General features: G+C 67.5%; 13 protein-coding genes. 5 read left to right on the forward strand and 8 right to left on the reverse strand.

The genetic code is table 11. The features are described 5' to 3' along the window. The 3 genes from mmcB to thpR form a co-directional block, all read right to left on the reverse strand. Positions 1-363: DNA repair putative endonuclease MmcB (gene mmcB, locus RT567_RS09845; protein WP_313576174.1), on the reverse strand; the 363-nt coding region annotated here is incomplete at its 3' end. Positions 364-389: 26 nt separating this feature from the next. After that, positions 390-956 carry a GNAT family N-acetyltransferase gene (locus RT567_RS09850; RefSeq protein ID WP_313576176.1) on the reverse strand — a complete coding sequence of 189 codons (567 nt, stop codon included), beginning with the start codon at positions 954-956 and terminating at the stop codon, positions 390-392. Beyond that, positions 953-1,492 (reverse strand): RNA 2',3'-cyclic phosphodiesterase, encoded by a 540-nt coding sequence (gene thpR / locus RT567_RS09855; RefSeq protein WP_313576177.1) that lies wholly within the window; start codon positions 1,490-1,492, stop codon positions 953-955. The genes RT567_RS09850 and thpR overlap by 4 nt, the downstream gene beginning before the upstream one ends. 126 nt (positions 1,493-1,618) lie before the next feature. On the opposite strand from thpR, the gene RT567_RS09860 reads away from it, so the two are divergent. Then, positions 1,619-2,365, forward strand: a complete 747-nt coding sequence (locus tag RT567_RS09860) for a Bax inhibitor-1/YccA family protein (RefSeq protein WP_076224445.1) — start codon at positions 1,619-1,621, stop codon at positions 2,363-2,365. Between the two features lie 134 nt (positions 2,366-2,499). Here RT567_RS09860 and RT567_RS09865 read toward each other — a convergent pair whose 3' ends face one another. Then, on the reverse strand, positions 2,500-2,841 hold the full coding sequence (locus RT567_RS09865; protein WP_087141553.1) for a DUF2794 domain-containing protein: 342 nt from the start codon (positions 2,839-2,841) through the stop codon (positions 2,500-2,502). Between the two features lie 154 nt (positions 2,842-2,995). Between RT567_RS09865 and RT567_RS09870 the strand changes: the two genes are divergently transcribed. The 3 genes from RT567_RS09870 (at position 2,996) to RT567_RS09880 (ending at position 5,382) form a co-directional block, all read left to right on the forward strand. After that, positions 2,996-3,793, forward strand: a complete 798-nt coding sequence (locus RT567_RS09870) for an enoyl-ACP reductase (RefSeq protein WP_162200520.1) — start codon at positions 2,996-2,998, stop codon at positions 3,791-3,793. A 141-nt stretch (positions 3,794-3,934) separates the two neighbouring features. Next, the gene (locus RT567_RS09875; RefSeq protein WP_313576181.1) at positions 3,935-5,107 is read left to right on the forward strand and encodes a benzoate/H(+) symporter BenE family transporter; all 1,173 of its coding nucleotides are present in this window, start codon (positions 3,935-3,937) and stop codon (positions 5,105-5,107) included. Positions 5,108-5,208: 101 nt separating this feature from the next. Beyond that, positions 5,209-5,382 (forward strand): YegP family protein, encoded by a 174-nt coding sequence (locus RT567_RS09880; protein ID WP_076224443.1) that lies wholly within the window; start codon positions 5,209-5,211, stop codon positions 5,380-5,382. 45 nt (positions 5,383-5,427) lie between these two features. Here the strand turns inward: RT567_RS09880 and RT567_RS09885 are convergent, their stop codons facing one another. From RT567_RS09885 to ffh, 4 genes are all read right to left on the reverse strand, one after another. Further along, a complete protein-coding gene (locus RT567_RS09885; protein ID WP_313576183.1) occupies positions 5,428-6,132 on the reverse strand; it encodes a glutathione S-transferase N-terminal domain-containing protein in 705 nt (234 codons plus the stop codon). 83 nt (positions 6,133-6,215) lie between these two features. Continuing rightward, on the reverse strand, positions 6,216-6,743 hold the full coding sequence (rimM, locus tag RT567_RS09890; RefSeq protein ID WP_313576185.1) for a ribosome maturation factor RimM: 528 nt from the start codon (positions 6,741-6,743) through the stop codon (positions 6,216-6,218). A gap of 109 nt (positions 6,744-6,852) precedes the next feature. Then, complete coding sequence (gene rpsP / locus RT567_RS09895) at positions 6,853-7,359, reverse strand: 30S ribosomal protein S16 (RefSeq protein ID WP_313576186.1); 507 nt, start codon at positions 7,357-7,359, stop codon at positions 6,853-6,855. Positions 7,360-7,383: 24 nt separating this feature from the next. Then, positions 7,384-8,907 (reverse strand): signal recognition particle protein, encoded by a 1,524-nt coding sequence (ffh, locus tag RT567_RS09900; protein WP_313576188.1) that lies wholly within the window; start codon positions 8,905-8,907, stop codon positions 7,384-7,386. 322 nt (positions 8,908-9,229) lie between these two features. Here ffh and RT567_RS09905 point away from each other — a divergent pair. Further along, positions 9,230-9,770, forward strand: a 541-nt coding sequence (locus RT567_RS09905; protein ID WP_313576190.1) for a phosphoenolpyruvate carboxylase, incomplete at its 3' end; no start/stop codon positions are given.

A 9,770-nucleotide genomic window follows, 5' to 3' on the forward strand; every position in this document is an offset into this window, starting at 1 on the left:
GGGCGCGCCGCGCACCACCGCCCCGCCAAAACCGTCGGCGACAATCAGGCCCGGCTCGTCCGGCAATACGCCCTGCGGAAACTCCGGCGCGACGGCGAAGTAGAAGGCGTCGCAGAAGGCGCCGTACTCCTGCCATTTGCGGTCGACGCGATAGTCGTCGACGCCCGACTTCACCTCGCAGATGACGATGTCGCCCTTGGGCCCCAGGGCCATAACGTCGGCGCGTCGTCCGTTGGGCAGGCAGACCTCCAACAGGGGCGCATAGCCCATGTCCAGCATCAGCCGCGCCGCCCCCCGCGTGACGGACAGGGTCGTTTCGGGGCGGCTGAAGACCAGTTCGAGGTGAAGCACGGCGGCGGCCATACGCCTTTTATGTTCCGCCTATGTTCTTACCGCAAGCGTTGCCGGTTCACGCGCCATTCGTCCCGCGTCTGGCCCCACAGATTGACCGCGTGCTCATGGAACGGCGGCGGCATGACGCCCGGCCCGCGATTGGTCGAGCCCAGCCGCTCGGCCACCTTCTCCGACGCCCGGTTGTCCGGGTCGATGCAGTGGATGACGTCCGGCCAGTCCAGCACGTCGCAGGCGTAATCCATGGTCGCGACGGCGGCCTCGACCGCATAGCCCTTGCCCGTGGCGTCGGGGTGCAGGCTCCAGCCCACCTCGCGGCCCGGCCAGTCATAGGGATGCAGCGGCCCGATGCGGCCCATCCACAGACCGGTCGCCTTCTCGATCACCGAGAACATGCCCTCGCCGTGCAGCGCCCACATGCCTGCGACCGAGGCGATGGTGCGCCACACCTGATGCCTCGACTGCGGCCCGCCGATGAAGCGCGTCGTTTCAGGGTCAGCCTGAAACTCGGCCCAGCGCGGGAAATCCTCCAGCATCGGCGGGCGCAGGAACAGGCGTTCGGTCTCCAGTGTCGGACCGAGAGGGGACGTCGGGCGATCGATCACAACAGATACTCGCGTTCCAGGGTGTAGACGCTGCCGTCCCCGGTCAGGACGCTGGAGTACAGTCCGAAGCGATCCACGCGGATCGGCGGCGACCTCAGCAGATTGTGCCCGGTGATCCAGGCGCCGATGCGGTCGGGGTTCGCCTGGGGCTTCAGATAGGCCAGGGTGACGTGCGGTCGGTACTCACGCTTCTCCGGCGGCACGCCCGCCCGCTCGCCCGCCGACCGGCAACGCCCGGCCAGGACGTTCAGCCGCTCCGACCGCTCCAGCCCCGCCCACAGCGTATGGCTGCGATGGGCGTCACCGAAGGCGCCGACGCCGTTCAGGGTGATTTCGAACGCCCCGCCGCCCTCGGCCCGCGTCAGTTCCGAGGCCAGATCATCGGCCGTGCGCTCGGACGCCTCGCCATAGAAGGCCAGGGTGACGTGCAGGGCGTCCAGCGGCCGCCAACGCGCGCCGGGCAGACCGGATTGACGCCGCGCCAGGGTCTCGGCGACGTCCTCGGGAATGGCGATGGCGGTGAACAGGCGTAACATGCGACCCTTGGTAGCGGGCGGAACCGGCGGCCGGAAGTCCGGTTTTTCTTGCAAGGATGCGTCTGCATCCCGATATTTCAGCCAAAGGTCGGGACATTCCCGGCCGAATGGGAGACTTCTTTCGCGATGAGCGATTTCAACAACGGCTATGCGCGCCCGCTTCCACAGTCGGCGGACATGTCCGTCGACGCCGGTCTGCGCGCCTTCATGCTGGGCGTCTACAACAAGCTGGCGATCGGTCTGGTCGTCGCGGGCGCCCTGGCCTACGTCACCGGCAACGTCCCGGCGGTGCAGCAGCTGCTGTTCGCCCGCATGGACGACGGCCGCATCGGCCTGACGATGCTGGGCATGATCGTCCAGTTCTCGCCGCTGGTCATGCTGTTCGGCTCGATGTTCTTCATGAAGAATCCGACGGCCAAGGGCGTGAACATGCTCTACTGGGCCGTGGTCGCCACCATCGGCGCGGGCCTGGGCGTGCTGTTCCTGCGCTACACCAACGGTTCGCTGGCCTCGACCTTCTTCGTCACGGCCGCCGCCTTCGCGGGTCTGAGCCTGGTCGGCTACACGACCAAGAAGGATCTGACCGGGATGGGCACCTTCCTGATCATGGGCGTGATCGGCCTGGTCATCGCCTCGATCGTGAACATCTTCATGCAGTCGGGCGTGATGTACCTGATCATCTCGGGCGCCGGCGTGCTGATCTTCTCGGGTCTGATCGCCTATGACACCCAGCGCCTGAAGATGACCTACTACGCCCTGGGCGGCGACAAGAACGCGATGGGCGTGGCCACGGGCTTCGGCGCGCTGAGCCTGTTCATCAACTTCATCAACCTGTTCCAGTTCCTGCTGGCCTTCATGGGCAGCCGCGAATAGGGGCTTTCTAAGTGCGCTATGGCCGTGACGCGGTCACGGCCGGGTTGAGCGCGGCTTAAACAGGCCAAGACAAGATGAGGCTCCGACGGCGACGTCGGGGCCTTTTTCTTTTGTCTCCCGCCTCGCCTCGCGCCCTACTCCACCACCGTGAACTTGCGGCTGTCGAAGACGCGCAGAACCTGGGCGAGGTCGCGGCCGCGCTTCAGCACATGACCGCCCTCGCCGATCACGGCCCACTGGCCTTGTTTCAGGCGCAGGGCCGGACGCTTCTCGATACGGTAGAGCGGCGCGTCGCCGTGACGGCGGAAGACGGCGAACTCGGCGCGATCCTTCTGGCCGGCCATGGCGTAGTCGCGCCATTCGCCCGCCGCCACCATCCGCCCATAGACCCGCAGCATCTGGTCCAGTTCGCGGCGGTCGAAGAAGACCGGCCCCGCCTCCGGTTGCGCATTCGGACTGTCGACGTCGAAGCTCATGTCTACAACTTAGGCCGCTCGTCGCGAAACGCCAGCGGCGGATCAGGGGGCGGATCAGGGTCTGAACGCTTGTCACCCGCCGCGCGCCCGTCCAAAAGGCGGAACAAGTTCTAGATACGGAGACGAACTCATGGCGACGAGCGAAGGCTGGGACATGCCCACCGGAGACCTCATGAAGGGCAAGAAGGGCCTGATCATGGGGGTCGCGAACTCCAGCTCCATCGCCTGGGGCATCGCCTCGCAGCTGGCCGCCCAGGGCGCCGAGCTGGCCTTCACCTACCTTGGCGAGGGTCTTGAGCGCCGGGTGCGCCCGCTGGCCGAAAGCGTCGGCGCCAAGCTGCTGATCCAGGCCGACGTCACCGACGACGCCTCGATGGACGCCGCCTTCGCCGAGCTGGAGAAGGAATTCGGCACGATCGACTTCGTCGTCCACTCGGTGGCCTTCGCCAACAAGGACGAGTTGAAGGGCTCCTTCGTCGACAACACCACCCGCGACAGCTTCCTGCTGGCCATGAACATCTCGGCCTTCAGCTTCGTCGACGTGGCCAAGCGCTCGGCCAGGCTGATGCCCAACGGCGGCTCGATGATCACCCTGACCTACCTCGGGTCCGAACGGGTCATCCCGAACTACAACACCATGGGCGTGGCCAAGGCCGCGCTGGAAGCCGCAACCCGCTACATCGCGCGCGACCTGGGTCCGAAGAACATCCGCGTCAACGCCATCTCGGCGGGCGCCATGCGCACCCTGTCGCTGGCAGGCATCTCGGGCGGGCGCGGCCTGCACTCCAAGTCGGCGCAGTTCTCGCTGATCAAGGAAGAGACCTCGATGGAAGGCGTCGCCGGCGCCGCCCTGTGGCTGTGCTCGGACCTGGGCCGCTCGACCACGGGCGAAGTCGTCCACGTCGACGCCGGTTTCCACGCCGTCGGCCTGCCGGACGACATGGAAGGCTGAACCCGACCGGGTTTCGGACAGACAGAGGGCCGCCGGGCGAACCGGCGGCCCTTTTTGCTATCTCCCCCTCACGACCCACCCATCCCGGCGGACGGCGCATTTCCTCTTTCGACGCGCCGCCCCTCGGCCTAGCTTGAGCGCATGAGTTCCGTGCGCCTGCCTCCCCCCGCCAGTTTTTCGGCCGCCGCAGTGGCGACCGTCGTCGGCTTCGGCGGTACGGTCGCGTTGGTCGTTCAGGCCGGACAGGCCATGGGCGCCTCGCCCGCCCAGATCATCTCCATGGTCACCGCCCTGTGCCTCGGCATCGGCCTGCCCGGCGCGGTGCTGAGCTGGCGGCTGAAGATGCCGGTCGTCCTGGCCTGGTCGACGCCAGGCGCGGCCCTGCTGGCCGCCTCGACGCTCGGCCTCGGCTGGTCGACGGCCGTGGGCGCCTTCGTCATCGCCGGGTTGATGATGGTTCTGACGGGACTGGTTCCGGCGCTGGGTCGCCTGGCCGAGCGCATTCCCGCCGCCGTCGCCTCGGCCATGCTGGCGGGGGTGCTGCTGCCCTTCTGCCTCAAACTGTTTCTGGTGTTTCCGACCGATCTGATGCTGGCGGCGGGGTTGCTTCTGGTCTTTCTGATCATGCGGCGTCTGGCGCCCGCCTGGTCCCTGCCCGCGGTTCTGGTCGCCGCCTTCGCCGTTCTGGCGCTACGCGGCCAGGTCGCCCTGCCCGAGGGGACCGGCCTGTTCGGCACCCTGTCGCCGGTCATGCCCGCCTTCGACTGGAAGGCGGCGGTCAGCCTGGCCCTGCCGCTCTATCTGGTGACCCTGGCCTCGCAGAACCTGCCCGGTCTGGTGGTGCTGCGGGCCGCCGGCTACGCTCCGCCCGCGGGAAAGCTGATCTTCTGGGGCGGGCTGACCAGCACGCTTCTGGCGCCGTTCGGGGCGCATGGCGTCAATCTGGCCGCCATCACCGCCGCCATCTGCACCGGGGCGGACGCCCACCCCGATGCGACGAAGCGCTGGACCGTGGGCGTGATCTACGGCCTGTTCTACCTGGTCGCCGCCCTGTTCGCCGCGCCGCTGGCCGGCCTGTTCATCGCCATGCCGACCGGGGCCCTGGCCGTCATCACCGGCCTGGCCCTGATCGCGCCGCTGACCGGATCGCTGGGGGCCATGATGGGCGAGGCCAAGGATCGCGAGGCGGCGGTGCTGACCTTCGCCGCGACAGCCTCGGGCGTGGCCCTGTTCGGCGTCGGTTCGGCCTTCTGGGGCCTGGCGGTCGGCTTCCTGACACTGGCGGCGCGGCGGTGGATTCCCACACGCGGCTGAGCGCCTCACGGCCTTTTACATTTCGCGCCCTTTACGGCCCGAGCGAGGCCGTGGCAGCTTCTTCGCCTTGGCCGACTGGCGGCCGTCAGAGCGAGACGATCATGGCGCACAAGTTCGAAGTCTATCAGGACAAGGCCGGCGAGTTCCGCGTCCGGTTCAAATACAACTCCGAGATCATCTTCTCGACCGAGGGCTATTCCGACAAGTCGGGCGCCAAGCGCGCCATCGAGTCGATCAAGAAGTACGTCGGCGACGCCCCGACCGAAGAAGTCTGAGCGTGCGCGGGGGCGCGGCGCACCGCCCGCCCCCGCAACCTCGCCTTACGGCTGCGCCGGGACGTTCAAGCCCCGCTGCACGGCCGGACGGGCCAGCCCGCGTCCCAGCCAGGCGGCCACGCGCGGGAAGTCGGCATAGCCGACCAGCTCGCCCGCGCCATAGTGTTCGACCAGGTTACGCACCCAGCCCAGAATGGCGATGTCGGCGATGGTGTAGTCCTCGCCCATGATCCACTGGCGGCCTTCTAGCCGCCCTTCCAGAACCCCCAGCAGACGCCGCGATTCCGCGACGTAACGGTCACGCGGTCGCTTGTCCTCGAATTCGCGGCCGGCGTATTTGTGGAAGAAGCCGACCTGGCCGAACATCGGACCGATGGCCGCCATCTGGAAGAAGACCCACTGCAGCGTCTCATAGCGCGCCGCCGGATCGGTCGGCAGGAAGCGCCCCGCCTTCTCCGCCAGATAAACCAGGATGGCCCCCGACTCGAACAGGGCCAGCGGTTTCCCGCCCGGACCGTCAGCGTCGATGATGGCGGGGATCTTTCCGTTGGGGTTCAGAGACAGGAATTCCGGCGTCCAGGTCTCGTTGTTGAGGATGTCGACCAGGTGCGCCTCATAGGGCAGACTCAGCTCCTCCAGCAGGATGGAGACCTTCACCCCATTGGGCGTCGCCAGCGAATAGAGCTGCAGCCGGTCGGGATGCTGCGGCGGAAATTGACGGGTGACGGAAAAGGCGGACAGGTCGGCCATGGGGCGCTCCGGCTGGTGTGACCCCGTCCATGTCGGAAGCGAAGCCGCAAACCGCAACCGCCTATGCGGCGAATGTCTGCGCCTCAGTCTTCGTCGCGATCGCTGACTTCGCTCGGGCGGACGATGCGCAGCCAGCCCTCATTGATATGCAGCTCCGGCGCCGCCTCGCGGGTGAAGGGCAGATACCAGGTCGGGCCGCCCTCGGCCGGGGCGATCTCCAGCATGTCGTCGGCGCCGAAATTCTGAACCGACTTCACCGTGCCCAGCACCACGTCGGCCGGATCACGCCCCTCCAGCCCGACCAGATCGGTCAGGTAGAACTCGTCTTCGTCAGGCTCAGGCAGGGCGTCGCGGGTGACGAACAGCTTCTGACCGCGCCGGGCGTCGGCCTCTTCCTTGGAGGCGATCTCCTTGACCCGCGCCACCACGCCTGCCTTGTCCGGCCGCGCCGAGATCAGGGTCAGCACCGGCTTGCCGTCCGCGCCCAGCAGCGGCGAATAGCCGACCAGGGCCATGGCGTCGGCGGTATAGGCGCTGATCCGCACCTCCCCCTTCACCCCGAAGGCGCCGCCGATCTGGCCGACCTGGATCAGTCTGTCTTCGCTGCTCATGGCCGGGCTCCGTCTGCCGATGCGATGGGTCCAGATAGCAGAAAAGCAGCGCCCCGAAAGGACGCTGCTTTCCGTTTCAACCGGCCGTGACCGGATGAAGAGATAAGGCTCAGGCCTGCTCTTCGGTTGCTTCAGCAGCAGCTTCGGCAGGCGCTTCAGCCGCAGGGGCTTCTTCAGCAGGCGCTTCTTCCACGGCCGGAGCGGCGGCGGCGGCAGCGGCGGCTTCAGCGGCCTCGGCCTTGGCGGCGGCTTCGGCTTCCAGGCGATCGGCTTCGCGCTGGGCGCGCTCGGCGGCGCGTTCCTGGGCCTTCTTGCCCGGCTCGGCCTTCTTGGGGTTGTTGCCCTGGGTCCACTGGACCTTGGCGCCCAGAACTTCGTCCTGCGACAGGAAGCGAGCGACGCGGTCGGTCGGCTGGGCGCCCTTGGCCAGCCATTCCAGGATGCGTTCCTGCTTCAGGACGACGCGCGGGGTGGCGCTGTCCTTCGGCAGCATCGGGTTGTAGCTGCCGACGCGCTCGATGAACTTGCCGTCGCGCGGGCTGTGCGAGTCAGCGATGACGATGTGGTAGTAGGGGCGCTTCTTGGCGCCGCCGCGGGCCAGACGAATCTTCAGCATTTTCAGTCTCTTTCTAGAAAGGCGTTAGTTCTTTTTGGGGAAGCCCGGCAGACCCGGAAGGCCCCCCGGAAGTTGTCCGCCGCCCAGACCGGCAAGCCGGTCCTGAATGGCTTTCATTTCATCGGCCGAGGGTTCCGGCATCTTGCCGCCGCCCAGAGCCTTCAGACGGTTCATGTCCGGACCGCCGCCCCCCATGCCGGGCAGGCCGCCCATCATGGAGGCCATCTTCTGCAGGTTCTTGCCGCCGCCCTTGGACAGCGACTTGACCATGTCGGCCATCTGCCGGTGCTGCTTCAGCAGGCGGTTGATGTCCTGAACCTCGACGCCGGCGCCCTTGGCCACGCGCTTCTTGCGGCTGGCGTTCAGCAGGTCCGGCTTCTTGCGTTCGGCCTTGGTCATGGAGCTGATGACGGCCAGCTGGCGGTCGATCAGCTTGTCCGAGACGTTGTTCTCGGCCATCTGAGCCTTCATCTTGGCCACGCCGGGCAGCAGGCCCATGATGCCCTGAAGGCCGCCCATCTTCTTCATCTGGTTCAGCTGACCCGCCAGGTCGTCCAGATCGAACTGACCCTTGGCCAGCTTGCGGGCCATCTTCTCGGCCTTGGCCTGGTCCAGCTCGCCCGCAGCCTTCTCGACCAGGGCGACGATGTCCCCCTGACCCAGAATACGACCGGCGACGCGGCGGGCGTCGAAGACGTCCAGCGCATCGACCTTTTCACCCGCGCCCAGATATTTGATCGGCAGGCCGGTGACGGCGCGCATCGACAGCATGGCGCCGCCGCGCCCGTCGCCGTCGGCGCGGGTCAGCACCAGACCCGTCAGGGGCAGGCGTTCATGGAAGGCGGCGGCGGTACGCACCGCGTCCTGACCCGTCAGGCTGTCGGCGACCAGCAGCGTCTCGACCGGCTGGGCGATCTCGGCGACCTCGGCCACCTCGTTCATCAGCCCTTCGTCCAGGGTGATGCGGCCGGCGGTGTCGAGGATCAGGACGTCGAAGCCCTGAAGCCTGGCCGACTGAAGCGCGCGGCGGGTGATCTGGACCGCGCTCTCGCCCGCCACGATCGGCAGGGTCGCGACCTCGATCTGCTGACCCAGGGTGGCCAGCTGCTCCATGGCCGCCGGACGCCGCGTGTCCAGCGAGGCCATCATGACCTTCTTCTTGTCGAACTTCGACAGGCGCAAGGCCAGCTTGGCCGAGGTCGTCGTCTTGCCCGAGCCCTGCAGACCGGCCATCAACACGACGGCGGGCGGGGTCGCATTGGTGTTCAGCGGAACCGGCTCTTCGCCGCCCAGCATCTCGACCAGGCCGTCATAGACGATCTTGACCACCTGATCGGCGGGCTTGACCGCGCGGATGACTTCTTCGCCGGTCGCGGCCGTCTTGGCGCGGGCGATGAAGTCCTTGACCACCGGCAGGGCGACGTCGGCCTCGAGCAGGGCGACGCGGACCTCGCGCAGGGCCTCCTCGACATCCTTTTCGGACAGGGCGCCGCGGCCGGTGATCCGGTCGAAGACGCCTGTCAGCCGCTCGTTCAGAGCCTCGAACATTCAAACCCTTTCATGCGCCTGGGCCTTGGCCTCCGTGAGAAACGCCCATAGGCGGGCGACCTCTGCGAACGATCACGTCGACAGAGGCCCTCTCCGGGCTCATCCATCCATGAAAGGATGGGGTCGTCCCGGTGGAGGCGCAGGTTCAATTGCGCCGGAAGTGGCGGCTTATGACGGAAAAGCCAGCCGGAGTCGATAGTTTGTTGAAGCTCCATTCAACCAGCGAGGCGACCACACAAGGGGTTTCTGCGTTGCAGCATGGACTGGCGCGCTCGGATCCCGCTGATACGGTCCCTGCCCGGCCTCCCGCTGAGAGACACCCATGACCCAGGCTTCGGAATTTCCCCACGACCGTCTCCGCGACGAGGTTCGGCTTCTGGGCGCCTTGCTGGGCGAGGTGATCCGCGACGAGGGCGGCCAGGCGCTCTACGACCGGATCGAGGCTGTGCGCCAGGCCTCTGTGGCCTATCACCGCGACCCGGCCTCGGACGGCGCCTCGGAGCTGGAACGACTGCTGGGCGATCTGTCGCTGGATCAGGCGATCGGTCTGACGCACGGCTTCGCCGCCTTCTCCCTGTTAGCCAATGTCGCCGAGGACCGGGCGGGCAAGCGCCGCGCCCAGGCCCAGGCCGAGGCGGGCGAGCGAGCCGACACCCCCGAGGGCGCGCTCAAGCGTCTGGCCGAGGCGGGCGCCGACAAGGACGCCGTGCGCAACCTGCTGGCCCTGGCGCTGATCTCGCCGGTGCTGACCGCCCATCCGTCCGAAGTGCGCCGCAAGAGCGTCATCGACCGCATCACGGCGGTCGGCGACCTGCTGGACGGCTGCGACCGCGACGGCATCGCCTGCGACGCCGAAACCCTGA

The organism is Brevundimonas sp., assembly GCF_032107865.1.
Lineage (GTDB): Bacteria > Pseudomonadota > Alphaproteobacteria > Caulobacterales > Caulobacteraceae > Brevundimonas.

Bases quoted from the DNA above. Each gene is read 5' to 3' on its own strand.
- rimM (WP_313576185.1), bottom strand. From the start codon at position 6,743: ATGAGCAGCGAAGACAGACTGATCCAGGTCGGCCAGATCGGCGGCGCC.
- thpR (WP_313576177.1), bottom strand. From the start codon at position 1,492: ATGTTACGCCTGTTCACCGCCATCGCCATTCCCGAGGACGTCGCCGAG.
- RT567_RS09885 (WP_313576183.1), bottom strand. From the start codon at position 6,132: ATGGCCGACCTGTCCGCCTTTTCCGTCACCCGTCAATTTCCGCCGCAG.
- RT567_RS09860 (WP_076224445.1), top strand. From the start codon at position 1,619: ATGAGCGATTTCAACAACGGCTATGCGCGCCCGCTTCCACAGTCGGCG.
- rpsP (WP_313576186.1), bottom strand. From the start codon at position 7,359: ATGCTGAAGATTCGTCTGGCCCGCGGCGGCGCCAAGAAGCGCCCCTAC.
- RT567_RS09865 (WP_087141553.1), bottom strand. From the start codon at position 2,841: ATGAGCTTCGACGTCGACAGTCCGAATGCGCAACCGGAGGCGGGGCCG.
- RT567_RS09870 (WP_162200520.1), top strand. From the start codon at position 2,996: ATGCCCACCGGAGACCTCATGAAGGGCAAGAAGGGCCTGATCATGGGG.
- ffh (WP_313576188.1), bottom strand. From the start codon at position 8,907: ATGTTCGAGGCTCTGAACGAGCGGCTGACAGGCGTCTTCGACCGGATC.
- RT567_RS09880 (WP_076224443.1), top strand. From the start codon at position 5,209: ATGGCGCACAAGTTCGAAGTCTATCAGGACAAGGCCGGCGAGTTCCGC.
- RT567_RS09875 (WP_313576181.1), top strand. From the start codon at position 3,935: ATGAGTTCCGTGCGCCTGCCTCCCCCCGCCAGTTTTTCGGCCGCCGCA.